The sequence below is a fragment of the Nocardia testacea NBRC 100365 genome (assembly GCF_000308775.1).
Classification (GTDB): Bacteria; Actinomycetota; Actinomycetes; order Mycobacteriales; family Mycobacteriaceae; genus Nocardia; species Nocardia testacea.
Genome location: NZ_BAGJ01000089.1, coordinates 66,469 through 91,899, shown reverse-complemented (window position 1 = coordinate 91,899; position 25,431 = coordinate 66,469). Strand labels below are relative to the sequence as shown.

The following is a 25,431-nucleotide window of genomic DNA, read 5'->3' as shown; positions in this document are numbered from 1 at the left end:
GGATGTCGGGCACTCTCCTCTCCGCGGTCCCCGGCAGCGAGGCCCGGATCCTCACCGAGCTGAGCGAACCCGGCCCCGCACCCGGCCCGGCGCGGCTGTTGCGGGAACCCGGCGCGGCGATCCTGGTCGGCGAGCGATTGGCGACCGCCCCCGGCGCGCTGTCGGCCGCGATCCGGCTCGCCGCCGATACCGGTGCGGCGCTCGCCTGGGTGCCGCGGCGAGCCGGCGAACGCGGCGCGGTGGAGGCAGGTGCACTGCCCGGCCTGCTCCCCGGCGGCCGTCCCGTCACCGATCCCGAAGCCCGGCGGCAGGTGGCCGAGATCTGGGGAATCACCGACCTCCCCGACCGGCCCGGCCGCGATACCGCGTCGGTTCTCGACGGCACCGCCACGGTGGGGACCCTGGTGATCGGCGGTATCGAACTCGCCGACCTGCCGGATCCCGCCGCGGCGCGGGCGACCCTGCGGGCCGCCGATTTCGTCATTTCACTCGAGCAGCGGCAGAGCGAGATCACCGCGTACGCGGACGTCGTGTTCCCGGTGGCCACGGCGATGGAGAAATCCGGCACCTTCCGCACCTGGGAGGGTCGCCCGCGGCCGTTCGCCGCGGCACTCACCGACAGCACGGTACGCCGCACCGCCGCACCGCTGTCCGATCTGCGGGTGCTGCACAGCCTGGCGGCGGAAGTGGGGGTGGCACTCGGTCTCCCCGATACCACCGCCGCCCGGGCCGAACTCGACCGTCTCGGTCCCTGGACCGGGGCCACGGTCGCGCCCCCGGCACGACCGGCCGCGCCCCCCGTCCGTCCCGAACCCGGCACCGCGGTGCTGGCGAGCTGGCGGATGCTGCTGGACCGGGGCCGGATGCAGGACGGCGAACCGAACCTGGCCGGTATCGCGCGGCCGCCGGTGGTCAGGTTGTCGGCGGCGACCGCGGCGGAAGTGGAGGCCGCCGACGGTGACCCGCTCACCGTGACCACCCCGCGCGGCGCGGTGACCCTGCCGTTGACCGTGACGGAGATGCCGGACCGGGTGGTATGGCTGCCCATGAACTCACCCGGGTGCTCGATCCACACCGATCTCGGCGCCCGACCGGGCGACGTCGTGACCCTACGACGCGCCGACCAGCGGACGGAGGCATCCGACCATGACTGATCTGTCCCTCTTCGGTCACGACCCGCTCTGGCTGGTCGCCGCCAAAGCCGTCGCCGTTTTCGTCTTCCTGCTGCTGACCGTGCTGTTCGGCGTGCTGATCGAACGCAAGGTCGTGGCCTGGATGCAGATGCGGGTCGGACCCAACCGCGTGGGACCCAAGGGTCTGTTGCAGAGCGCCGCCGACGGCGTGAAGATGGCGTTCAAGGAAGATATCGTCCCCGCGATCGTGGACAAACCCATCTTCGTACTCGCGCCGATCATCTCGGTCGTCTCGGCCGTCCTGGCCTTCGCCGTGATCCCGTTCGGGCCGGAGGTCTCGATCCTGGGGCAGCGAACCGCCCTGCAGCTCACCGATCTACACGTCGGTGTTCTCTATATCCTCGCGGTCACCTCGATCGGTGTGTACGGGATCGTGCTGGCCGGCTGGGCCTCGGGCTCCACCTATCCGCTGCTGGGCGGGCTGCGCTCCACCGCGCAGGTGATCTCTTACGAGATCTCCATGGCGCTCTGCTTCGGGGCGGTGTTCCTGCTCGGCGGCACCATGGCGACCTCCGGCATCGTCGCCGCCCAGCAGCCCACCTGGTATGTGTTCCTGCTGTTGCCGTCGTTCCTCATCTATTGCATCTCCATGGTCGGGGAGACCAACCGGGCGCCGTTCGATCTGCCCGAGGCCGAGGGCGAACTCGTCGGCGGATTCCACACCGAGTACTCCTCGCTGAAATTCGCCATGTTCATGCTCGCCGAATACGTGAACATGGCCACGGTCTCGGCGCTGGCGACCACCATGTTCCTGGGCGGCTGGCGGGCCCCGTTCCCCGTCAACCTCTGGGAGGGCGCGAATTCGGGCTGGTGGCCGCTGCTGTGGTTCACCGCCAAGGTCTGGATGTTCCTGTTCGTGTTCATCTGGCTGCGCGGTACGCTGCCGCGGCTGCGCTACGACCAGTTCATGAACCTGGGCTGGAAACTGCTCATCCCGACCTCGCTGGCCTGGGTGATGGTGGTGGCCACCGCGCGGGTCCTCGACCTCGAGGGCTATCCGGTGCGCACACCGATTCTGGTGATCGGCGGCCTGCTGCTCACCGGGCTGCTGGTCGGGCTGTTCCTCCGGGCCGGTAACGCCCCGGCCACCGCACCGGAGTTCGCCCCCGAGGACGATCTACCGGTGGGCAACGCCCCGCCCGGCCCGCCGGGCGGGAGCCAGGTCTTCCTGGGATTCCCGACCCCGCCGCTGCCGGAACGGACCTCGACCATCACCTCCTCCCCCGGGCTGTTCGAACCACTGGCGGGTTTCGCGGTCACCGCGCTGACCATGTTCAAGAAACCCAATACCGAGTTCTATCCCGAGGAGAAGGTGCCCACCGCACCGCGCTATCACGGACGCCATCAACTCAACCGGCATCCCGACGGCCTGGAGAAGTGCATCGGCTGCGAGTTGTGCGCCTGGGCCTGCCCGGCCGACGCGATCTATGTCGAAGGCGCCGACAACACCGACGAGGAGCGCTTCTCCCCCGGTGAACGCTACGGGCGGGTGTATCAGATCAACTACCTGCGCTGTATCGGCTGCGGCCTGTGCATCGAGGCGTGCCCGACCCGGGCGCTGACGATGACCAACGAATACGAACTCACCGACGACAACCGCGCCGATCTCATCTACGAGAAGGACCGGTTACTCGCCCCGCTGGCACCGGACATGCAGGCCCCGCCGCACGCGATGCAGCCGGGCACCACCGAGGCCGACTACTACCTCGGCCGGGTGGACGCCGCGCCGCCCCGGCCCACGGCGGGTACCGCGCCGGGAGGTAACCGATGATCGGCCCCGATACGGCCCTGCTGGCCGCCGCCCCGCTGACCGACGCCGGAACCGGCGAGACGGTGCAGTTCTGGATCCTCGCCCCCCTCGCGGTGCTCGGCGCGCTCGGGATGGTCTTCGCGGCCAAGGCCGTGCACTCGGCGATCTGCCTGGCGGCCACCATGATCACGCTGGCGGTGTTCTACATTGCCCAGGACGCGCTGTTCCTCGGCGTGGTGCAGATCGTGGTGTACACCGGCGCGGTCATGATGCTGTTCCTGTTCGTCCTGATGCTGGTCGGGGTCGATTCGGCCGAATCGCTGCGGGAGACGCTGCGCGGGCAGCGGATCGCCGCCGGCGTGGTCGGGGTCGGTTTCGGGGTGCTGCTGTGCACGGGTATCGCGCACGGTGTCCGCAGTTCCGGAATCGAATTCCCCGCCACCGGTTTCCCGGGCCGGGATGTGATCGGCGCCCTGGCCGAACTGATCTTCGTCCGTTATGTGTGGGCGTTCGAACTCACCGGCGCACTGCTGATCGCCGCCACCATCGGCGCAATGCTACTGGCGCATCGGGAGAAATTCGGCCCCAAACTCGGCCAGCGGGAACTGTCGCGCCGACGGTTCCGTGACGCCGGGCACCGGCCCACACCGCTGCCCACCCCCGGCGTCTACGCCAGGCACAACGCGGTGGACATCCCGGCGCGGCTACCGGACGGATCCTTCGAGGAGCTGTCGGTCTCGACCATTCTGCGGCACCGGCGCACCCGGGCACTCACCGATGCGGCGGTGCTCTCGGTCGGCGCCGCGCCGGTCACCGGATCCGACGATGCCCGCCCCGCCCGTCCGGCCGACGAGGAAGGTACCCGGTGAATCCCGAGAACTATCTGTTCCTTTCGGCGCTGTTGTTCACCATCGGCGCCGCGGGCGTGCTGCTGCGGCGTAACGCGATCATCGTCTTCATGTGCATCGAGCTCATGCTCAATGCGGTCAATCTCGCGTTCGTCACCTTCGCGCGGATGCACGCGAACCTCGACGGCCAGGTCTTCGCCTTCTTCACCATGGTGGTCGCCGCGGCCGAGGTCGTGGTCGGCCTGGCCATCATCGTCACCATCTTCCGTGCCCGCCGCTCGACCTCGGTCGACGACGCCAACCTGCTGAAGTTCTGACATGCCCGGGTCGAGCGCGGAGGCCGCAACGCAGCGTAACCACGCAGCGCGCCCGAGCATGCCGAAAGGACACTGACATGTACGGGTCGAGCGCGGAGGCGGCAGCGCAGCGTAACCACGCAGCGCGCCCGAGCATGTCGAAAGGACACTGACGTGGATACCGCAACGCTGTGGCTGCTGCCCGCCCTCCCCCTCGCCGGCGCCGCCGTACTACTGCTCACCGGACGTCGCTCCGACGCATGGGGTCATCTGCTCGCCACCGTGGCCGCGCTGGCCTCCTTCGTGGTGGCGGTGATCGCCTTCGCCGGAATGCTCGGCCGTTCCGGCGCCGAGCGCGCGGTGGCGACGGATCTGTTCAGCTGGGTTCCGGTCGCCGGGCTACAGGTCGATTTCGGGCTCGCGCTGGACCAGCTGTCCATCTGTTTCGCCCTGCTCATCACCGGCGTCGGCTCGCTCATCCACGTCTACTCCGTCGGATACATGAGCCACGATCCCGGCCGCCGCCGGTTCTTCGCCTATCTGAACCTGTTCCTCGCGGCGATGCTGTTGCTGGTGCTGGCGAACAACTACCTGGTGCTGTACCTGGGCTGGGAGGGCGTCGGTCTGGCCTCGTACCTGCTGATCGGGTTCTGGTACCACAAACCGTCGGCGGCCACGGCCGCCAAGAAGGCGTTCGTGGTGAACCGGGTCGGCGATATGGGCCTGGCCATCGCCATGATGATCATGTTCGCCACCTTCGGATCCCTCGATTTCGGTGGGGTGTTCACCGCCGCCCCCGCGGCGAGCGACGCGACACTCACCGCCGTCGGCCTGTTCCTGCTGCTGGCCGCCTGCGGTAAGTCCGCGCAGGTACCACTGCAATCGTGGCTCGGGGACGCCATGGAGGGCCCCACCCCGGTGTCGGCGCTCATCCACGCCGCCACCATGGTCACCGCGGGTGTGTACCTGATCGCCCGCTCGAATCCCCTCTACGATCTCGCGCCCACCGCCCGGGTCGCGGTGGTGGTGGTCGGTGCGGTGACGCTGCTGTTCGGCGCGATCATCGGTTGTGCCAAAGACGACATCAAGAAGGCGCTGGCCGCCTCCACCATGAGTCAGATCGGTTACATGGTGCTGGCCGTCGGCCTCGGCCCGGCGGGCTACGCGGTGGCCATCATGCACCTGCTGACCCACGGCTTCTTCAAGGCGGGCCTGTTCCTCGGCGCGGGGTCGGTCATGCACGCCATGGACGACGAAACCGATATGCGCCGCTACGGCGGATTGCGCACCCTGCTGCCGATCACCTACGTCACCTTCGGTCTCGGATACCTCGCCATCATCGGTGTGCCGCCGTTCGCCGGGTTCTTCTCCAAGGACCGCATCATCGAAGCGGCCTTCGCCGCCGAGGGCGCCGCCGGTCCGATCCTGGGCACCGTCACCCTGCTCGGCGCCGGACTCACCGCCTTCTACATGACGCGGGTGATGCTGCTGACCTTCTTCGGCGAACGCCGCTGGAAGCCCGATACCCACCCGCACGAAGCCCCCGCCGTGATGACGGGTCCGATGATCCTGCTGGCGCTCGGGTCGGTCGGCGCCGGAGCGGTTTTCGTTTGGGGTTCCTCGCTACAGAACTGGCTGGCACCGGTTGTCGGTGAGCACCACGGGGAACCGATCCTGCCGGTGCCGGTGATCACCGGGCTCGCCCTCGCGGTGGTCGCGGTGGGCGTCGCGGTCGCCTACCGGCAGTACGGGCGTAGTGCCGTGCCCGACAGCGCACCCCAGGAAGTGACCGCGCTGACCGTGGCCGCGCGGCGCGATCTCTACGGGGACGCCGTCAACGAGGCCGCCTTCATGCGGCCCGGCCGGCATCTGACCCGTGCCCTGGTCTTCCTCGACAACCGCGGGATCGACGGTCTCGTCAACGGCACCGCCGCGGTCATCGGTGGTCTGTCCGCGCGGGCCCGCCGGATCCAGACCGGTTTCGTCCGTTCGTATGCCCTGTCCATGTTCACCGGCGCGGCCTTGGTGGCCGCAGCCCTGCTGGCCGTGAGGATCTGGTGAGCGCCGTGCCCTGGTTGTCTGTGCTCTGGCTGTTGCCCGTGGTGGGCGCGGCGGTCGTACTCCTGCTGCCTGCCGCGCAGCGACTACTGGCCCGCTGGGTCGGTCTGCTGTTCACGCTGGCGACCTTCGGTGTGGCGCTGGGGGTGGCGGCGGCCTTCCAACCCGGTGGCGAGCAGTTCCAGTTCGTCGAATCCCACACCTGGATACCGGCGTTCGGCGCCGGATACACCCTGGGCGTGGACGGGATCGCGCTGGTCCTGGTGCTGCTCACCGCCGGTCTGGTCCCGCTGCTGGTCATCGCCGGCTGGCACGACGACCGCGAGGTCGGCACCGGGAAGCGGGTGGCACACACGTATATCGCGCTCACCCTCCTGGTGGAGGCTATGGTTCTGGTGTCGTTCCTGTCCCTGGACATCCTGCTGTTCTATGTGTTCTTCGAGGCCATGCTCATCCCGATGTACTTCCTCATCGGTGGTTTCGGGCCACGCACCGACGATGCGCAGGTCCGGCAGCAGCGCTCCCGCGCCGCGGTGAAGTTCCTGCTCTACAACCTTTTCGGCGGTCTGATCATGCTCGCCGCGGTGATCGGCCTCTACGTCCTCACCGTCCAGCAGGATCTCGGCGCGGACGGCGCCGGAACCTTCGACCTGCGCGCGGTGGTCGCGGCCGCCAACTCCGGCCAGCTCGGCGCCGGACCGGCGGTGCTCAACGCCCTGTTCCTCGGTTTCATGTTCGCGTTCGCGGTCAAGGCGCCGCTGTGGCCGCTGCACACCTGGCTGCCGGACGCGGCCGTCTCCGCGACCCCGGCGAGTGCGGTGCTGATGATGGCGGTCGTCGACAAGGTCGGCACCTTCGGCATGCTGCGCTACTGTCTGCTGCTGTTCCCCGCCGCGGTCGACACCTACGCCCCGCTGGTGATCACGCTGGCCGTGATCGGCATTCTCTACGGCGCCCTGCTGGCGATCGGCCAGACCGATGTGATGTGCCTGATCGCCTACACCTCCATCTCGCACTTCGGGTTCATCGTGCTCGGTATCTTCGCGATGACCAGTCAGGCGCAGACCGGCGCGACCCTGTACATGGTCAATCACGGCCTGTCCACGGCGGCGCTGTTCCTGGTGGCCGGTTTCCTGGTGTCGCGGCGCGGCAGCCGGCTCATCGCCGACTACGGCGGTGTGCAGAAGGTGGCGCCGGTGCTGGCCGGAACCTTCTTCATCGCCGGTCTGGCCACCCTCTCCCTGCCCGGACTCGCCCCGTTCGTCAGCGAATTCCTGGTCCTGATCGGCACATTCAGCAGGTACCAGGTGGCCGCGGTGATCGCCGCCGCGGCGCTGGTCCTGGCGGCGATCTACGTCCTGTGGCTGTACCAGCGGATGATGACGGGCCCGGTCCGCGAAGGCAGTGAACGGATCCGCGATCTGGTGCCGCGCGAACTGGTGGTCGTGGTGCCGCTGCTCGGCGCCCTGATCTTCTTCGGCATCTATCCGAGGCCGGTACTGGATTTCATCGACCCGGCGGTGAACCAGACCCTCACCACGATCGGCATTGTCGATCCCGCACCGCCGGTCCCGGCCCGGCCGGAGGCGGCGAACCCCGGAGGTGTGCATCATGAGCGCTGAGTTGTCCGCCGGCGCGGTCCTGGCCGCGACCGTTCCGGCACCGAGTATCGAATACCACGTGCTGGCGCCGATCCTCATCGTATTCGGCGCCGCGATCCTGGGCGTGCTGGTGGACGCGTTCCTCCCGCGCCCGTGGCGGTATCCGGCGCAACTGGTACTGACCCTCGCTGCCCTGGTGGCCGCGCTGGTGGCTGTCCTGTTGCTCTCCGGGACCGCGACGACGGCCGCGGTCGGCGCGGTCGCGGTCGACGGGGTCACCCTGTTCCTCCAGGGCACGCTGCTGATCGTGGGCATTCTGTCGGTGCTGTTCGTCGCCGAGCGCGCGCCGCTGCCCCGGCCGCGCTCCGGTCCGGGGACCTGGAGCCGTGCGGCCGCGACCGCCGACTACGGCATGGACGCGTTCACCCCGCAGGCCTCCGCCGTCCCGGGCAGCGGAGCCGAGCGGTCGGCCGCGACCGCGGGCATCACGCCCACCGAGGTCTTCCCGCTCCTGCTCCTGGCGTTGGGCGGCCTGCTGCTGTTCCCCGCCGCCAACGATCTGCTCACCATGTTCGTCGCGCTGGAGGTGCTCTCCCTGCCGCTGTACCTGCTGTGCGGTCTGGCCCGGCGGCGCCGGCTGCTCTCCCAGGAGGCGGCGCTGAAGTACTTCCTGCTGGGCGCGTTCTCCTCGGCGTTCTTCCTGTACGGGGTCGCCCTGCTCTACGGTCAGACCGGCACGGTCCGCCTCGCCGGAATCGCCGACGCGCTCGCCGCCGAGACCGGCGCGCCCACCCTGGCGCTGCTGGGGGTGGCCATGCTGGCCGTGGGTCTGCTGTTCAAGGTCGGCGCGGTCCCGTTCCAGGCGTGGGTGCCCGACGTGTACCAGGGCGCCCCGACGCCGATCACCGCCTTCATGGCCGCGGCGACCAAGATCGCCGCGCTGGGCGCCCTGCTGCGCGTGCTGTCCGTGGGAGTCGCCGAAATAGCCGACGACTGGCGGCCGGTACTGGCCGCCGTCGCGGTGGCCACGATGGTGGTCGGCGCGATCCTGGCGATCACCCAGACCGATATGAAGCGGATGCTCGCCTATTCGTCCATCGCGCATACCGGGTTCCTGCTCACCGCGCTGGTCGCCGCCGATGACCGCGGGATCGCCGCGACCCTGTTCTATCTGTTCGTCTACGGTCTGGGCACCCTGGGCGCCTTCGCGATCGTGAGTATGGTGCGCGAAGCCGACGGGACGGAGGCGACGGCGCTGTCGCGCTGGGCCGGGCTCGGCCGGCGCGCACCGTGGCTCGCCATCATGTTCGCGCTCCTGCTGCTGTCGTTCGCCGGGATACCGATCACCGCCGGATTCGTCGCGAAATTCGCGGTCTTCCAGGCCGCGGCCGGTAGCGATGCCGGTCTGCTGGTGATCGTCGGCGTCCTGGCCAGCGCGGTCGCCGCGTTCTTCTATATCCGGGTGATCGTGCTGATGTTCTTCACCGATCCGCCGGCCGACCCGCCCGAAGTCGTCGGTCCGCCCGCCGCGACCACGGTCGCCGGTGTCGCGGCGCTGGCCACGCTGATCTTCGGCATCGTTCCGCAGCCACTGCTGGATCTCGCCGACCGCGCCGGGGAATTCGTGCGGTAGCAGCACACCTTCCTCTGGGTCCCAGACCACGCAGTTACCGGACCGCCGCGTGCTCGGCCGCGGAGAACCCCCGCCGACCCCGCGGCGTCACCGCCCCCGGGACGGGGTCGGTCGGCCATCCGGCAATGTCTCCGGCCCCCGACTCGGGGACGAGGCACCTCGAGTCGGTGACCTGTAGGTACACCCGCGCCGCGGTTCGGGCGACTCTCCGGGATACGGATAGTCGTGAACACTCGGGACAAGGACCATCGGCCTGCGATCGCACCGCAGGATAGCCGTGGGGCGCGGGGAACGGCGGCGGCCCGCGGCATGGACCGCGCGGAACTTCGGCGGCGCATTGTCGTCATCCGCCCCCCGGTTGTGGGCACACCCACACTTCACATTTGTTGATTAGCGCAAGCAACAAACTTATAGTTGATTAGCGCAAGCAACTAATCCAGTACGGAGCACGCATGGGAGTACCCCCCGACACCGCCCAGGGCATCCTCGACGAACTGTTCCTCATCAGTCGAGCGCTCCGCCGGTCCCTCGCACAGCCCGAAGAGGGCCGGCTGCTGCCGGGTGGGATCAGCGTCCTGGTCAACCTGGAAACGTCCGGTCCGTGCCGGCAGGTGGACCTGGCCACGCAGATAGGTATCAGCGCCTCGGCCATGAGCCGCCACATCACCGAACTGGTCGCCGACGGTTATGTCCTGCGCAATACCGATCCCAGCGACGGGCGCGCCATCCGCGTCGAGGTCTCACCCGCCGGCCACGAACTCCTCGCCCGGATCCGTGATTCACGGGTCCGGGGCCTGCAGGAGGTTCTGGCCGACTGGAGCGTGGACGACGCCGAACACGCCCACCAGATCCTGCACACACTCCGGAGCCGACTCATCGCCCGGGACGGTCGCCACGCCGCGACCGACAACCAGAAACATCCGCACAGCTCATCGTCCGCGGATACGCAGCGCAGCGTCACCGGAGAACACGAGCCGAAATCGAAAGAGAGTCAGCAAATAGATGTCTAGTCCAGTCGAGGCGGTGACGCGGCGAGACCCCTACGCGATGAGCCACCGTGAGATTCTCGAATCGCTCACCGGGCTATTGGCCGCACTGTTCACCGCGCTGCTCAGTACCACGATCGTGGCGACCGCACTGCCCACGATCATCGGCGATCTGCAGGCATCGCAGACCGCGTACGCCTGGGTGATCACCACCGCGCTGCTGGCCAACGCGGCGTCCACCCCCATCTGGGGCAAGCTCGCCGACCTCTTCAACAAGAAGATCCTGGTCCAGACGGCCATCGTCGTCTTCGTGGCGGGTTCGGTGCTCGCCGGCCTCGCCCACGATGTGACGCTGCTGCTGGCCGCCCGCGTGGTTCAGGGCATCGGGATGGGCGGTCTGACCGCGCTCGTCGTCGCCATCATCGGCAGTATCGTCGCGCCGCGCGAACGTGGCCGATATTCCGGCTATATGGGCGCGGTAATGGCGGTGTCCATGTCGGGCGGACCCATCCTCGGCGGCGTCATCGTCGACAGCCCGCTCGGCTGGCGCTGGTGCTTCTTCGTCTCCGTACCCCTCGCTGTGGTCGCATTGTTCCTGCTCCAGCGCACACTGCGGCTGCCCACCGAGCGCAAGGACGATGTGTCCATCGACTGGCTCGGCGCCCTGCTGATGACCGCCGGTGTCTCGATTCTGCTGATCTGGGTCTCCTTCGCGGGGAAGGCCGGCTATTACGAGTGGTTCTCCCGGGAATCGCTGCTGTACGTGGTAGCGGGTGTGGCACTGCTCGCGGCGACCGTCTGGGTGGAGGCACGCGCGAAGTCACCGATCGTGCCGCTGCGGATCGTCACCGAGCGCACCACCGGCCTGGCGATCATCGCATCCGTCGCGGTGGGTATCGGCATGTTCGGCGCGACCACCTTCCTCGGCCAGTACTTCCAGACCTCGCGCGGTTATTCGCCGACGATCGCCGGCGTCCTGACCATCCCGATGGTCGCGGGCATGCTCGTCGCCTCTGTGGTGTCGGGCCGGCTGATCACCCGGTTCGGCAAGTGGAAGGGATTCGTCGTCGGCGGCGCCACCCTGCTGGTGTTCGGATTCGCCCTGCTCTCCTCGCTCGATCACGAAACCGACCTGTGGCTGGTCAGCGTGTTCATCGCGGTGGTGGGCCTGGGCGTCGGCATGATGATGCAGAACCTGGTGCTGGCCGTCCAGAACACGGTGAGTGTGCACGATATCGGCGCGGCCTCGAGCAACGTCGCCTTCTTCCGCACCTTCGGTGGGGCCATCGGGGTCTCGGTGCTGGGTTCGGTGCTGGCGACCCGCGTCGGCGAACTGTCGGCCCAGGGGTTCGCCCGGCTGGGTATCCAGACTTCCACGGGTGGTGGCGGCAGCAATCTGGATCTGGACGGCCTGCCCGCACCCATCGCCGCCGTCGTGCGCGCATCCTACGGCGACGCGACCGGCCGGATCTTCCTGATCGCCGCGATCGCCGCGGTGGTCGCGCTCCTGGCGACCACGCTGTTGCCGAACCGCCCGCTGCGCCGCACGATCGATATCGATCCCGGGCTCGATCCGGTGGGCTCCGGGGACGGAGACGGACCGGACCGGACCGGCGACGCGGCATCCGGCGGACTCACCCGCCGGGAACCCGCACTGCAGCGCTGAGCGGATAGCACTCCCGCCGGACCCCGGGTATCACTGCGATACCCGGGGTCTTCCTATGTGCCGTGCGGCCGGATTCCGCACGGGCCCTGCGATTCTCCTGACCGAGCACCTGGCCGTAAATCTACGACCGGGCGTAGTATCGTCACGTGCCAGCCTCCGGACCGACTCCCGCGCACCTGCGCGGCGCGTTCGTGGGTGCCGCGTCCGGATCGGTGAGTATCGCCGCCCACGCGGCCGGTGGCGGCACGGTCACTCCCGGATGTTCGTCGACCGCCCTGCTGCTCGCCGGGTGCGCGCTCGCCGGGGCACTGGCGTTCACTCTGCGTCCGGAACGTGGGCCGGTGTCGTTGCTGCCACTACTGGCGCTGGGCCAGACGATCGGGCACAGCGCGCTCACCGCGGGCCCGGGGCACCAGCACAGCGCGGGACCGAGCGCGCCCATGCTGGTGGCGCACCTGCTGGCGATTCCGATCGGCGCCGTACTCATCCACAGCGCGGAACGCGCCGTCCGCTACGCGATCTCGCGACTGACGAAAGCGCTGCGCGACCCCACCGTCCCCGGATTGCTGTTCCCACGCGCCGTGGGTGTTCCGGAGTCGAATCGCCGGGCGGCCCGGCATCCGCTGCTGTCCTCGGGATCCGGGACCCGCGGGCCACCACCGCTGCCCATCCGGTTCTCCCGGTCCGCGGCACACCGGCCTGTCTGAAGGCCCCGTGCGCGGACACCCACGCGCCGACAAGGCCGTACACACCGCACCGCACCGCGCGCTGCCCACCGGGCCGGCGCCGGGTGCCACCGGTGCGCGCCCGGCGAGCGCCACCGCTACCGGCCGTCGGCCGTGTCGGCACATCCACATACCTCGATCGGAGTAGATCCATGCCACTTCGTCCTCCGGCGTCCCGTGCGGACGTCTCACCCCTGCGCGTCCTGTCCGCGCTCGCCGCGGCGAGCGCGGCGCCACTACTGCTCCTCGGCTGCTCCTCCGCGAGCGACGCTCCGAGCACCGCCGCGGAGTCGGTGACGATCAGTGATCAATGGGCCAAGGCCGCCGACAGCGGTATGTCGGCCGCCTTCGGCGAACTGCACAATGCCGGCGACCGGGAGGTCACCGTCGTCGCGGCGAACAGCCCGGTTTCCGCCACTGTCGAATTGCACGAAGTCGCCACCGACAGCAGCGGAACACCGTTCATGCGGCCCAAGGCCGGTGGCTTCGTCATTCCGGCGCGCGGCGAATTGAGCCTGGCACCGGGCGGGGACCACATCATGTTCATCGAGCTGCGCGGGGCCCTGCGCACCGGAACCGACGCTCCGGTCACGCTGACCTTCTCGGACGGATCCACCACCACGTTCACCGCGCAGGTGCGTGACTTCTCCGGCAACCAGGAGGACTACCGGCCCGACGGCGGGGCCCAACCGCCCGCGCACAGTGACTGAACAGGTCCGGCCCGCGATGGCCCGCCGCCGCTTCATCGGCGGCGGTGCCGCCGGTGCGGTGGGGCTCGGCGTGGGCGCGGCGATATTCGCCGGTGCGCGCGAGTCAGGTGCCGGGGCCCCGGCGACCGAACCCTTCCACGGCGTCCACCAGGCCGGGATCGCGACCCCGCCTCCGGCCCGGGCCGCATTCGTGGCCATGGATCTGCGCCCCGGGACCGCACGCGACGATATCGTGGGCGCCCTGCGGATCTGGACCGGGGACGCCGCCCGCCTCACGCAGGGCCGGCCCGCACTCGCCGATACCGAACCGGAACTGGCATCGCGTCCCGCGCGGCTCACCGTCACGATCGGCCTGGGCGCCCGGGTATTCGAACGCTGTGGGCTCGAGGCGCGGCGCCCGCCCTGGCTGGCGCCGTTACCGCCGTTCCCCGTCGACCGGCTCGACCCCGCGTACTGCGGCGGGGACCTGCTGTTACAGGTGTGCGCCGAGGAGTCGACGGCGGTATCGCACGCGGTGCGGGTGCTGTGCCGGAGCGTGCGCTCGCTGATGTCGGTGCGCTGGGTGCAACACGGCTTCCGGGACGGGCCGCCGGGCGCTACGCCGAGGAATCTGATGGGCCAGGTCGACGGCACCGCCAATATCGCGGCCGGTGCCGATTTCGACCGGTTGGTGTGGGACGACGGAACCGCTCAACCCTGGCTTGCCGGAGGCACCTCGGTGGTGCTGCGCCGGATAGCGATGACGCTGGACACCTGGGACGAGATCGACCCCTCTGCCCGGGAGCTCACCGTCGGCCGCACGCTCGGCAACGGCGCACCACTGACCGGGACGGACGAATTCGACGACCCGGATTTCACCGCGGTGGACGCGAACGGGATCACGGTGATTCCACCGTCGTCGCATATCGCGCGCGCCCATCACCGGCACGACGGTGAGCGGTTCCTCCGGCGCGCCTACAACTACGACGACGCGCCGGCGCCGGGCGCGATCTCCAACTCGGGCCTGCTCTTCACCGCCTACCAGCGCGACGTGTCGGCCCAGTTCCTGCCGGTCCAGCGGCGACTGGCCGAATTCGACGCGCTGAACGTCTGGACCACTCCGATCGGCTCGGCGGTTTTCGCCGTGCCGCCCGGAGCCCGCGGCGCCGACGAGTACATCGGCCAGACACTGTTCGAATCGTGACCGGGCGGCCGTTGCCGGTGCCGGGCACCGGCAACGGCCGCGCGGATCAGGTCCAGAGCACGGCGATCAGCACATTCACGATCGCCAGGCCACCCGCCGCATCCGGCATCCACGCGGGATCCTTGCCGCGCTTGGCATCGGCCCGGCCCATCTCGGCGAAGGCGGCCACCAGCACGGAGATCACGAGCTTCACCCCGATCTTCACCATGTTCAGGTCTTTGTCCAGAGAGGTCAGCGATTCCGCCATCCCGACCAGCACCATGCCGGTGATGATCTGCGCCCGGGCGCCCCAGACCATCACCGCGTTCACGGTGGGCCGACCGGCGGCATACCCGCCGACCACCGCTGCCATACCGAGCAGATGGGTGGCGACTACGACGTTGTAGACAATTTCTGACACGTTCACGTTCCGAGATCCTGCCAAACACTGTGCCGGTGGGGCATCCGGACCCAGTCGGTCGAGGCTGACACCCCGGCCTTCGGGACAATCGTCGGCCGGATGCGCCGAGCACCGGCAGGGTACCGACGGTGGCCCCGGCACGGCGTCATGCTGTTGTCGGGCGGCAGGTGGTCAACAGCTCCAGCGGATGGAAACCGGTGCAGCGGCCCGCGCGGTCGAGTAGCGAGCCCAGCCGCTTGGGCGTTTCGAGGGTGATACTGCGATCCGCGATCACGAGGCCGGGTACTCGCGATTCGAGATCGTGCTCCAGCCGCGACAACTCGCTGATCTGCCGCAACCACACGGTCATCAGTACGTTCGCGGTTCCGGTGACCTCACAGCACACCCGGATCTGCGGGAACGAATCGAGCGCGTCGACGAGCACGCTGAGGGTGCGCGGGGTGGCACGCGCCCAGATATTGGCGGTCACCGGCCAGCCGCTGAGTACGTGGGCGACCTCGCAGCGGATGGAGAGGATGCGCTCGGCGACGAGGTAGGTCAGCCGGCGCCGGACGGCCGGGGCGCTGATCCCGCAGACCTCGGCGAGTTCGACCGCCGACCGGCGGCCGTCGGCGGCGAGCGCGGCGATCAATGCCAAATCCTCCGCGTCGGGCTGATGGACCAGTGGACGCGGGGGCGGACGGTACCGGGACAAGGTCGACTCCTCGCCGATATCGAGCGCTCGCACCCGCCAGCGTTCACTCTCCCCGAACACCTGCATCACCACCCGGGTGCGCGTGCGGGCGACCATGGGGGACGCCGCCAGCTGCTGCACCCAGTCGCCGAGGGTGTCGAGATCGAAGGTCATCACGGTGACGAGCAGGTCCCCGTCTCCGGCGGTTCGCTGAATCGTCGCGACCATCCCGTCCAGGGAGAGTTCCCGCATCAGGTCCGGCAAGCGCTCGGCCGCCTCGACCTCCACGAAAGCCGCGCAGCGTGTATTGAGATACGCCGGGCCCGGGTAGGTGACTATCCATGCCAGACCGCTGTCCACCAGCCGTTCCCAGCGCCGTGCGGCGGTCGGCGCGCTGACGCCCGCGACATCGCCGATGGCGCCCCACGGTGCGCGCGGCGCGGACTGCAGGGCGTGAACGATCCGGAAATCGATGTCGTCTGGCATGTGAGAATCCTTCACCGGATGGGCTTCGATCTGTATTTCCGAACATGCCCCGAAAAGTCGGCGCTCGCATCTTTAACGTTCGATTTCACATCTCGGCGGTATTTCACCCGGCCGGCGAGCGAGGAGGATATCGGAATGAAGATCACGGTTATCGGCGGCGGACACGGCTCATATGCGGCAGTGGCCGATATGAGCGGGAAAGGACATGAGGTCGTCTGGTGGCGGCGTGATCACAATGCTTTCGCACCGCTGCTCGAGGCGGGCGAGATCCGGGTCGACGACCACCGCGGACAGCGCGGCGTGCCGGTGGGTTCGCCGGGCGGAATCACCGTCGAAGCCGATCTCGGCCGTGCCGTCGCCGGCGCGGAAATCGTCATCGTGCCGATTCCCGCGTTCTCCCATCCCGATCTCGCCGGACGAATAGCGCCGCATCTGACCGACGGGCAGGTGGTGTACCTACCGCCGGGCAGCTTCGGTTCGGTGATCTTCGCGCGGGCTATGGCCGCCGTCGGTAACCCGGCCGAGGTCGCCTTCGCGGAAACCGGAACACTCCCCTATCTCGCGCGCAGGCACGGTGACTGCCGGGTCGTGGTGAGCGGCTACGCCACCCGCCTGCCCACCGGAGTCCTGCCCGCCCACGACAGCGAGCGGGCCTTGGCGGTGCTGGCGGAGATCTATCCGGTCGAACCCGTCGAGGACGCGCTGAGCGGGGCGTTGATGAACGCGGGACCGATCATCCATCCACCGCTGATCCTCATGAACGCCGGTCCGCTGCAGCATTTCCCGGCCTGGGATATCCACAACGAGGGCACCCAGGATGCCATCCGCCGCGTCACCACCGTCCTCGACGCCGAACGCATCGCCTTGCGCACCGCGCTCGGGTACGGCGCGCCGCATTTCCCGCTCGCGGACCACTACACACCGGACGGCGACGAATGGATGTACGGCAACGCCGCGCACGAGAAGCTGACCGACAGCGGCGACTGGCGCGAGCACATCGACCTGCACACCCACCGATACATGACCGAGGATGTCGAGATCGGGCTCGCCCTGCTCACCTCGGTCGGACGCTGGGCCGGGGTGCCGATGCCGGTGGCGAGCGGCCTGCTCGCGATCGCCGGGGCGATCACCGGCCGCTCGCCCGACAGCGGTGGCCGGACACTGGCCACCCTGGGGCTCGGCGAGCTGGACAGCGCCGGAATGAAACAGCTTCTCCAGGAAGGCTTCTCCCGGTGACGGCCACGGTCGCGGTGGCCGGCGCGGGCCGTATGGGCCAGGGGATCGCGGCGGCCCTCGGTTTCGGGAAGGTCGAGGTGACCGTCGTCGACCTCCGGGATCGTGGCGCCGCCACCGAGGCCTATCTCGCGGCGGCCCAGGCCGAGATACGGTTGTCGCTGGAACGGAAGGTGCGGCTCGGGCTGCTGGCCGAAGCCGATCTACCCGCGGTGCTCGACCGGATCCGGCTGGTCGGCCGGGACGCCGCGCCCGATGCCATGGCGGCAGCCGGCCTTGTCTTCGAAGCGGTGCCGGAGGTCCTCGAGGTCAAGCGAACGGCCTTGTCGTGGATAGAATCCGCGGCCGGCCGCGATACGCCGATCGCCTCGACCACCTCGAGTTTCCTCGTGAGCCGCCTCGCCGAATTCGTCGCGCGGCCGCAGCGGCTGCTCAACGCCCACTGGCTCAACCCCGCCGATCTGATGCCGCTGGTGGAGGTGAGCCCGGGTGCCGCGACGGCACCCGCGGTGGTCGAGGCGACCTGCGAGCTGTTGTCGGCGGTCGGCAAGACACCGGTGGTCTGTGCCGCGTCGCCGGGCTATATCGTGCCGCGGTTGCAGGCGCTGGTGATGAACGAAGCCGTCCGGATGGTCGAGGAGGGCGTGGCCGGTGCCGCGGAGATCGACCGCGCCGTCCGGATCGGATTCGGGTCGCGATTCGCCGTACTCGGCCTGCTCGAGTTCATCGACTGGGGTGGCTGCGACACCCTGTTCCACGCCTCCAACTATCTACGCGACGAACTCGGTGAGCGTTTCGCGCCCGCGTCCCTGGTCGAGCAGAAGATGGCCGCCGGCCGCCGCGGCGCCACCGACGGCGACTTCTACGACATCGCCGATACCGCGCGCGACGACTACCGGGCCCAGCGCATCGCAGACTTCGCGCAGGTCCTCGACGCGACGGGACAACTACACAGGTACGACGACCTCCCGCGGCACAACGGCCGAGCCGCCGCGGGAGTTCTCTCGGCACGCCCCACCGGCGAGCCGCAGAACCGATGAGGAGACGGCTGTGACAGCTTTGAATTCACCCGAACTCGCTGCCGCGAAAACACGTGAGCGTCCTATCAAACTGGCGATCGCGTCCGGGGTCGGCACCATCCTCGAGTTCTACGATTTCGCGATCTACGGCACCGCCACGGCGCTGGTGTTCAACAAGGTGTATTTCGACACCGACGATCCCTGGTTCGGCACCTTCCTCGGTTTCGCCACCTTCGCCATCGGCTTCGTCATGGCACCGGTCGGCGCGGTGATCTTCGGCCACTACGGGGACCGGTTCGGCCGGCGCGCGGCGCTCACCACCGCGTTCATCCTGATGGGATCGGCCACCCTGGTCATGGGCCTGGTCCCCGACTCGCGGGCGATCGGGATCGCCGCCCCGCTGATCCTCATCTTCCTGCGCATGCTGCACGGTATTTCGCGGGGCGGCGAGATCGGCGGAGCGGTGCTGCTGGCGGCCGAGCATGCCCCTGCGTCCCGCCGGGGTCTCTACGGATGTTTCGTCACGCTCGGATCGCCGGTCGGCGCGATCCTGGCGAACACCGCCTTCGCCCTGGTCCTGCTGCTCCCGATGGACCAGGTGATCGCCTGGGGCTGGCGGATTCCGTTCCTGGTCGGCGGCGTCGTACTGATCATCGGTATCTGGACCCGGACACGGATCTCCGAGACACCGGATTTCGCCGGCGCGACCGCCGGTGCGGACCGGCCGGCACCGCGTGGCCTGGCGGTCCTGCGCCAGGACTGGCGTGGGGTGGTCCGCGCCGCGGGCGTGAACATCGGCCAGAACTGCTATGCGTTCCTGCTGTTCACCTTCATGCTGTCCTTCCTGACCGAACCCGATCCGGGCCGGGGATTCTCCCGGTCACAGGTGGTCTGGGGAATCACCGCCGCCCTCGCCTGCCATGCGGCGACGGTGGTACTCGGCAGCCATCTGTCCGACCGGCTGGGCCGCAAAGCGGTGATCGGCTTCGGTATGACGTCGGCCGCGGTCTTCGCGCCGGTGCTGTTCTGGGTCACCGCGCACGGCTCGTTCCTGGCCTGTATCGCGGTGATCTGTATCGGATTCACCCTGACCGGGTTCGTGTACGGGCCGATGTTCACCATGTTCGCCGAACAGTTCCCGGTGACCCAGCGCTACAGCGGGGTGGGTATCGGCTACCAGGTCGGCGCGGTGGTCGGCGGCGGTATCGCGCCGATGGTCGCGAACCGGATCGTGAGCGGTACCGGCAGCGTGGTCCCGGTCGGGTTCTACGCCGCCGCACTCATGCTTATCAGCCTGTTCGCACTGCTGAAGGGCAAGGAGACCGCACCGCTGGCGGTCGGGAAACCGTTCCGGAGCCGGCTCGCCGCGTACGCGGGCCCCGGTGACCGGGCAGATCGCGGCGGTTTCCCGGCCGAGGCGAAACCGCTGGAGCAGTCCGGCTAGCGGGGCACGAATCGGACACGTCGATGCCGGCCACCCCTCATGATGTGGCCGGCATCGACGAACCGATGTCAGGAGGACACGGTTTCCCGGGCGGGCGGTTCCGCCGCACGACCGGTCAGTGCGCGGACGCGCAGCGAGCGGAACACGGTGGCGGCGGCCGCGGCCTCGGCATCCTTCGGTGCGGTGGCGAGCGCCACCAGGATGGAGACCAGGAAGGAGATCGGCGCCACCGCCAGTGCGGGATTGGAGAACGGCAACACCGAGTCGGCTCCCTGTACAGCGGGACTGAGCACGATCACCCCGATGGAGAGAACGAGGCCGGTCACGATCCCCGAGAGCACGGCCCGAGCCGTCATCCGGCGCCAGTACAGGGTCAGCAGCAGCGCTGGAAGATTGGCGCAGGCGGCGATGGACATACCGAGCGAGGCCAGGAAGGCCACGTTCTGGCGTTGCGCGGCGAACGCGATGGCGACGCCGACCAGGCAGGTGGCGACGGTGGCTATCCGGGCCGCGCGATGCTGCGCGGTGGGCGATACCTTGCCGTTGCGCAGCACCTGGCCGTACAGGTCGTGGGCGATGGCGCCGGAGGTCGCGATGACCAGCCCCGACAGCGCGGCCAGAATGGTCACGAACGCGACCGCGGCGACGAACGCGAGCAGGACACCGCCGCCGAGGGTTTCGGCGAGCTGCGCGACGGCGAGGTTACCGCCCTTGTTCTCCGCGGCGATTGCCTCGGGCCCGACCAGCACGGCGGCGCCGTACCCGAGCACCGGGATCATGAGGTAGAAACCGAAGAAGATCCAGATGGAGGTGTAGGCGGAGGTGCGGGCCTGCTGCGCATCCGGGACGGTGAGGAACCGGATCATCACATGTGGGAGGCCGAGGACACCGAGCACCAGCCCTACCGTCTGCGACAGCTGATCGAAGGAGGCCGCGTCACCGGGGCGACGCGGGGCGACGAACTGCTGCCCGAACTCGGCGAGCGCGGTGCTGAACGGCCCGAACGGGTTGAAATCGAAACGAACCAGCACCAGGACGAACAGCGCCACCGCGCAGACGAGCAGGAGCCCGGTCTTGATGATCTGGATCCAGCTGGTCGCCAGCATGCCGCCGACCAGGGTGTAGGCGGTGGTGAGCGCGCCGATGATCAGCACCGCGACCGCGTAGTCCAGATCGAACAGCAGCGAGACCAGCAACGCCGCGCCCACCAGCTGGGAGACCAGGTAGACCACGCTGATCACCACCGTGCTGATCGCCATCAGCGACCGGACATCCTTACCCGGGAACCGGGTGGCCAGCACGTCGGCGAGGGTGAAGCGGCCGAGATTGCGCAGCGGTTCGGCGATGAGCAGTAGCGCCAGGACGAACGCGACGGGAACGAACACCGCCAGGTAGAAACCGTTGAACCCGGTGAGCGCGATGGCGCCGGTGACGCCGAGGAACGACGCGGCGGAGATGAAATCCCCTGCGATGGCGACACCGTTCTGCCGGCCGGTGAGCGCGCCACCGGCGACGTAGTGGTCGGCGGCGGATTTGTTCTGCCGGGCGGCCCAGGCGGTGATCACCAGGGTCACCACGACCAGGGCCGCGAACAGCGAGGCGGAGACGATGTTCATGCGCGGGCGCCTTCCCGTGCGACGCGGGCCTCGAGCGCGGCGGCGCGAGTCATGTAGTAGCGGGCCACCACAATGGCCACGGCGAACTGGAAGAAGGCGTAGAGCCAGGCGACGGTCACGCCGCCCGCCACCACCGTGTCGAGGACGGAGGTGAAACCGCCGAGCACGGGCAGGGGGAAGAACAGGACGAGGACCACCGCGCTGAGCCGGAACACCAGGCGGGCGCGTTCCCGGGCGAGTTCGTCGAGACCGGGATTCCCCACGGGGGCGGGGGGATCGGAGTGAGTATGTTCCATGAGTCATCCACTTTCGGCTGTGTGATCTGCTACACGCTAAAGCGGTGGTGTGACGCGGAACATCGGAAGAATTCCCGGTGCGGATACGGAATTCCTTTATCCGCCCCGGGCAGGTCAGATCAATTCGATGACCAGTTTGGGAGTCTTCGCCCGGGAGACACACAACGCCATCTGTTCCCCCGCGGCTTTGTCCGCGACGGACAAACAGTTGTCGCGATGGTCGGGCTCGCCCTCGAGGATATTCGAGACGCAGGAACCACAGATTCCTTCCTCGCACGATTTGAAAACCTCGATACCGTTTTCCTCCAAGACGGAAAGTATCGACCGATCGGCGGGTATTTCGAAACTCTCCCCGGTGTCCAGCTCGACCGTGAACGCGGTATCTCCGGAGGTATCGGCCGCGGCGGCCTCGAAATGTTCGATATGCACATTGCCGATGCCGACCATCGGGGTCACCAGCTCGGCGACCGTATCCATGAATCCGGCCGGGCCGCAGGTGTACACCGCGGTATCCGGGGTGAGTCCGGCGGCGACCGCCGTCAGCGCGCCGCGCTGTTCGGCGCGGGTGCATCCGAGGTGCAGGTGCACGCGGTCACCGAACTCCACCCGGTTCTCGAGAAGCTCCAGGAAGGCGGTCTCCGCGCGGCTGCGGCCGAAGTAGATCAGCGTGAACTCGGCCCCGGTGGAATGCAGTTCGTAGGCCATGCTCAGCAGTGGGGTGATCCCGATACCGGCCGCGATCAGCACGTGCCGGCCGACGTCCGCCGCGACGGTGAGGATATTGCGCGGTTGCCCGATCTCGATCATGTCGCCTTCGCGCACCTCGTGCAGGGCCGCCGAACCGCCGCGGGATTCCGGTTCGCGCTTCACCGCGATGGTGAGCGAGGCGGTCTCCGCGGGTGGCCCGCACAGCGAATACTGCCGGAGGAGGCCGGTCGGTCCGGTGACATCGATATGCGCGCCGGCCCGGTAGGGCCCCAGCGGGGCCCCGTCTTCCCGGACCAGGCGCAGCGAGCGGATATCCGGTGTCTCCGCCACGATCTCGGCGACCACCACTTTGATATCGGTCACGGCGTGCTCCTAACGCATGTAGAGACCGCCGTTGGCGTCCCAGCACGCCCCGGTGACCGACGCGGCGGCCGGTGACGCGAGCAGGGCGACCATCTCGGCGATGAACGCCGGATCGCCGAGACGCCCGACGGGTATGGATCGGGCGAAGGTTTCGAGATTGTCCACGCCGACGATGTCGTGTACCACCGGCGAATCCTGCGGCCCCGGCGATACGGCATTCACCGTGACCCCGGACGCGGCCAGTTCCCGGGCGAACACCTTGGTCAGCGAGATGACCGCGCCTTTGGCGGAGGCGTAGTGCCCACCGGTCGCGGTGCCGCCGTTCTGCCCGGCGAGCGAGGCCATGTTCACGATCCGGCCGTACCCTTGCGCGGCCATATGGGCGCCGAACAGCTGGCAGGCCTGGAACGTGCCGCGGAAGCCTACGGCCATGACACCGTCGAGTTCCTCGGGGGTGATCTCGAGCAGCGGCCGGGCCTGGGTGCGCGCGGCATTGTTCACCAGCACCTGGACTCCGCCGAAATCGGCGACGACGGTGGCGAGCAGTCGCTCCAGCGAGCCCCTGTCCGCGACGTCCACCGCGTAACCTCGCGCCCCGACCGCGCCGTCGAGTTCGGCGGCCAGCGCGGCGGCCGCGGTTCCGTCCAGATCGGCGACGGCGACGGAATGCCCGCCGGCATGCAACCGGCGCACGATATGCGCTCCGAGACCGCCCGCGCCGCCGGTGACGACGGCGACCGGCGCGGTCACAGCAGGAACCCCGCGGCGGGCACGGCATCCTCGCTGTCGACCAGCCGGATCACCTTGCGGGCGATCCGGTCGTCGGCGGGTGCCGCACCGAGCCGGATCCGGTATTCGACGTCTCCGGCCCAGATATCGTGCCGGCCGCGTTTGAAGGCGATGAGGATCTGGGCGGCCCGCAGGTGTACCTCGTCGTCGGCGATATGCTCCGGGACGAAGCGGGAGACGGTCCGGGCGGTTACCGCGGCGTCGACGGCGGCGATGGCGTAACCCTCGGTCATTCGGACGACGCGCATGCCGCGCATGCGGGCATCGTCGTAGATCATGTTCAGCGTGTTGTCGAAATCGTCGGTGCCCCGGTCGATCGGCACCACGTAGTGGGCATCGGCGGTGTAGAGCTCCTGCCAGGCGTTATACTCCTTGCGGTCGAGCAGTTCGGCCTCGCGCCAGATCAGTTCGATCGCCCGCGCGACCCGGCCGTCGGTGAACACCGCCGTCGCGGTACGGGTGTCAGTCATCGCTCATCATCTGCTTCCACTGCTGATACGCGGCGCGCATACCGGTCTCGTCGGTGACATGGGAGGTGGGCCAGCCCTCGGGACTCGGCTTCTCACGGGCGAGTCCGCGGTTGACCAGGATGGGCATATCGGGGTCGGCCTGCGCGCCGCGCTGGACGCGGTCCCAGCCCTCGGCGTCGTCGGGGGTGCCGAAGCCGAAGGGGCCCTGGAAGTGTTCGTGCACCCGCAGCCGGGCCCGGTTGACCGGGTCGACGATCTCGGCGGGCCCGTCGGGGCCGATGGCCAGGTGTTCGATCGTGGTCTCGTCGACCGCGATCGGGCGCAGCACACGGAAGAAGGCCGCGGACATGGAAACGTTCGGGAAAAGGTTCAGGTTGAACCCGGTGCCGTGCATGGCGCGCACGAGTTTCCGGATGGCGGCGTCGTCGAGGCCGGTGGTTTTCAGCTCGGCGATCAGGTCGTCGAAACGGGCCTGTAGCGGTTCGCTGCCGTCGTCGGCGTCGAGATCGGAGTGTTCGGGCACCATCTGCATGACGCTGTGCCCGTTGCCGAGGTCGTGGGTGACCGCTTCCGGATCGGTCATGAACGACATCATGTCGGCGGTTTCGGCGTCGACCGAGGCCATCCACGAGCGGTGCACGATCGGAAAGTGGTAGCCGTCGGTGGTGTTCTCCAGCTGGATCTTCCAGTTCCCGTGGAAGGCGAACCGGTGGGTGCCCAGCACCTTGATCGGGTAGCCGCCGCCCTGTTTCATGAAGCGGTCGATCCAGAGCTTCGCATCGCCCAGGAAGTCGGCGAGCGGTTCGATATCGGCGTTGAACGTGGCGAACACCATGCCGCCGTAGGATTCCGTGCGCAGCTTCTTCAGCGACAGATCACCCTTCTCCACCACGCCCTCGTAGCCGTCGGGGTAGGGAATTCCGCGCAGCTGGCCGTCCAGGCTGTAGGACCAGGCGTGATAGGGACAGGTGAAGCCGTTGGCGACACCGGTCTTCTGCTCGCAGATACTCGCACCGCGATGGCGGCAGCGGTTGAGCAGAGTGGTGAGCTGCCCCTTGCGGTTACGGGTCACGATCACCGGCTGCCGGCCCACATGGGTGGATTTGAAGCTGCCGGGCTTGGGAAGTTCGGATTCGTGGGCGACCCAGATCCAGGTGCTCTCGAAGATCCGGGTCATCTCCTGCTCGAAGATCTCCGGATCGGTGTACATCCGGGCCGCGACCCGATCCTCACGGACCAGATCGGCGGGGGCCCGGTGCGGGAGCGCTGCGCTGTGCGCGGTCAT

Annotated in this window: 23 protein-coding genes; 15 read left to right on the top strand and 8 right to left on the bottom strand. The window is 68.7% G+C overall.

What is annotated here, in order from left to right; translation table 11 throughout:
* The 12 genes from ON38_RS13025 to ON38_RS12970 all read left to right on the top strand — a co-directional run.
* Positions 1-1,154, top strand: a 1,154-nt coding sequence (locus ON38_RS13025; RefSeq protein WP_039825008.1) for a molybdopterin dinucleotide binding domain-containing protein, incomplete at its 5' end; no start/stop codon positions are given.
* Positions 1,147-2,964: an NADH-quinone oxidoreductase subunit NuoH gene (gene nuoH, locus ON38_RS13020; protein ID WP_039825007.1), complete on the top strand. Its 1,818-nt coding sequence runs from the start codon at positions 1,147-1,149 to the stop codon at positions 2,962-2,964. The genes ON38_RS13025 and nuoH, both read left to right, overlap by 8 nt.
* A complete protein-coding gene (locus ON38_RS13015; RefSeq protein ID WP_039825006.1) occupies positions 2,961-3,812 on the top strand; it encodes an NADH-quinone oxidoreductase subunit J in 852 nt (283 codons plus the stop codon). The genes nuoH and ON38_RS13015 overlap by 4 nt, the downstream gene beginning before the upstream one ends.
* Positions 3,809-4,108: an NADH-quinone oxidoreductase subunit NuoK gene (gene nuoK / locus ON38_RS13010; RefSeq protein WP_030519458.1), complete on the top strand. Its 300-nt coding sequence runs from the start codon at positions 3,809-3,811 to the stop codon at positions 4,106-4,108. The genes ON38_RS13015 and nuoK overlap by 4 nt, the downstream gene beginning before the upstream one ends.
* A gap of 153 nt (positions 4,109-4,261) precedes the next feature.
* Positions 4,262-6,148 (top strand): NADH-quinone oxidoreductase subunit L, encoded by a 1,887-nt coding sequence (gene nuoL, locus ON38_RS13005; protein WP_039825005.1) that lies wholly within the window; start codon positions 4,262-4,264, stop codon positions 6,146-6,148.
* Positions 6,145-7,767 (top strand): NADH-quinone oxidoreductase subunit M, encoded by a 1,623-nt coding sequence (locus ON38_RS13000; RefSeq protein WP_039825004.1) that lies wholly within the window; start codon positions 6,145-6,147, stop codon positions 7,765-7,767. The genes nuoL and ON38_RS13000 overlap by 4 nt, the downstream gene beginning before the upstream one ends.
* Positions 7,757-9,379, top strand: a complete 1,623-nt coding sequence (gene nuoN / locus ON38_RS12995) for an NADH-quinone oxidoreductase subunit NuoN (RefSeq protein ID WP_051164677.1) — start codon at positions 7,757-7,759, stop codon at positions 9,377-9,379. Before ON38_RS13000 ends, nuoN begins: the two co-directional genes overlap by 11 nt.
* Before the next feature lie 452 nt (positions 9,380-9,831).
* Positions 9,832-10,389 (top strand): MarR family winged helix-turn-helix transcriptional regulator, encoded by a 558-nt coding sequence (locus ON38_RS12990; RefSeq protein ID WP_083872629.1) that lies wholly within the window; start codon positions 9,832-9,834, stop codon positions 10,387-10,389.
* Positions 10,382-12,031, top strand: coding sequence for an MDR family MFS transporter (locus ON38_RS12985; RefSeq protein ID WP_051164676.1), 1,650 nt, complete (start codon positions 10,382-10,384; stop codon positions 12,029-12,031). Before ON38_RS12990 ends, ON38_RS12985 begins: the two co-directional genes overlap by 8 nt.
* A 146-nt stretch (positions 12,032-12,177) precedes the next feature.
* Positions 12,178-12,738 carry a hypothetical protein gene (locus ON38_RS34140; protein ID WP_051164675.1) on the top strand — a complete coding sequence of 187 codons (561 nt, stop codon included), beginning with the start codon at positions 12,178-12,180 and terminating at the stop codon, positions 12,736-12,738.
* Between the two features lie 170 nt (positions 12,739-12,908).
* Positions 12,909-13,466: a copper chaperone PCu(A)C gene (locus ON38_RS12975; RefSeq protein WP_083872625.1), complete on the top strand. Its 558-nt coding sequence runs from the start codon at positions 12,909-12,911 to the stop codon at positions 13,464-13,466.
* 16 nt (positions 13,467-13,482) lie between these two features.
* The gene (locus ON38_RS12970) at positions 13,483-14,649 is read left to right on the top strand and encodes a Dyp-type peroxidase (protein WP_039825034.1); all 1,167 of its coding nucleotides are present in this window, start codon (positions 13,483-13,485) and stop codon (positions 14,647-14,649) included.
* Positions 14,650-14,695: 46 nt separating this feature from the next.
* Here the strand turns inward: ON38_RS12970 and ON38_RS12965 are convergent, their stop codons facing one another.
* Both ON38_RS12965 and ON38_RS12960 read right to left on the bottom strand, forming a co-directional pair.
* A complete protein-coding gene (locus ON38_RS12965) occupies positions 14,696-15,001 on the bottom strand; it encodes a hypothetical protein (protein WP_051164680.1) in 306 nt (101 codons plus the stop codon).
* A gap of 193 nt (positions 15,002-15,194) precedes the next feature.
* Positions 15,195-16,208, bottom strand: a complete 1,014-nt coding sequence (locus ON38_RS12960) for an Lrp/AsnC family transcriptional regulator (protein ID WP_039825003.1) — start codon at positions 16,206-16,208, stop codon at positions 15,195-15,197.
* Here ON38_RS12960 and ON38_RS12955 point away from each other — a divergent pair.
* Genes ON38_RS12955 through ON38_RS12945 form a run of 3 tightly spaced genes read left to right on the top strand, consistent with a single transcriptional unit; the run spans position 16,176 to position 19,904 of the window.
* A complete protein-coding gene (locus ON38_RS12955) occupies positions 16,176-17,444 on the top strand; it encodes an NAD/NADP-dependent octopine/nopaline dehydrogenase family protein (RefSeq protein WP_245564023.1) in 1,269 nt (422 codons plus the stop codon). The genes ON38_RS12960 and ON38_RS12955 overlap by 33 nt on opposite strands.
* Positions 17,441-18,481, top strand: a complete 1,041-nt coding sequence (locus ON38_RS12950; protein WP_039825002.1) for a 3-hydroxybutyryl-CoA dehydrogenase — start codon at positions 17,441-17,443, stop codon at positions 18,479-18,481. The genes ON38_RS12955 and ON38_RS12950 overlap by 4 nt, the downstream gene beginning before the upstream one ends.
* Positions 18,482-18,491: 10 nt before the next feature.
* Positions 18,492-19,904: an MFS transporter gene (locus tag ON38_RS12945; protein WP_039825001.1), complete on the top strand. Its 1,413-nt coding sequence runs from the start codon at positions 18,492-18,494 to the stop codon at positions 19,902-19,904.
* 68 nt (positions 19,905-19,972) lie between these two features.
* Here ON38_RS12945 and ON38_RS12940 read toward each other — a convergent pair whose 3' ends face one another.
* The 6 genes from ON38_RS12940 to ON38_RS12915 form a co-directional block, all read right to left on the bottom strand.
* Complete coding sequence (locus tag ON38_RS12940) at positions 19,973-21,520, bottom strand: solute symporter family protein (RefSeq protein WP_039825000.1); 1,548 nt, start codon at positions 21,518-21,520, stop codon at positions 19,973-19,975.
* Positions 21,517-21,816: a DUF485 domain-containing protein gene (locus tag ON38_RS12935; RefSeq protein WP_039824999.1), complete on the bottom strand. Its 300-nt coding sequence runs from the start codon at positions 21,814-21,816 to the stop codon at positions 21,517-21,519. Before ON38_RS12935 ends, ON38_RS12940 begins: the two co-directional genes overlap by 4 nt.
* Before the next feature lie 114 nt (positions 21,817-21,930).
* Positions 21,931-22,887, bottom strand: a complete 957-nt coding sequence (locus tag ON38_RS12930) for a PDR/VanB family oxidoreductase (RefSeq protein ID WP_039824998.1) — start codon at positions 22,885-22,887, stop codon at positions 21,931-21,933.
* A gap of 9 nt (positions 22,888-22,896) precedes the next feature.
* Positions 22,897-23,637 carry an SDR family NAD(P)-dependent oxidoreductase gene (locus tag ON38_RS12925; RefSeq protein WP_039824997.1) on the bottom strand — a complete coding sequence of 247 codons (741 nt, stop codon included), beginning with the start codon at positions 23,635-23,637 and terminating at the stop codon, positions 22,897-22,899.
* On the bottom strand, positions 23,634-24,146 hold the full coding sequence (locus ON38_RS12920) for an aromatic-ring-hydroxylating dioxygenase subunit beta (RefSeq protein WP_039824996.1): 513 nt from the start codon (positions 24,144-24,146) through the stop codon (positions 23,634-23,636). The genes ON38_RS12925 and ON38_RS12920 overlap by 4 nt, the downstream gene beginning before the upstream one ends.
* Positions 24,139-25,431: an aromatic ring-hydroxylating oxygenase subunit alpha gene (locus ON38_RS12915; RefSeq protein WP_039824995.1), complete on the bottom strand. Its 1,293-nt coding sequence runs from the start codon at positions 25,429-25,431 to the stop codon at positions 24,139-24,141. Before ON38_RS12915 ends, ON38_RS12920 begins: the two co-directional genes overlap by 8 nt.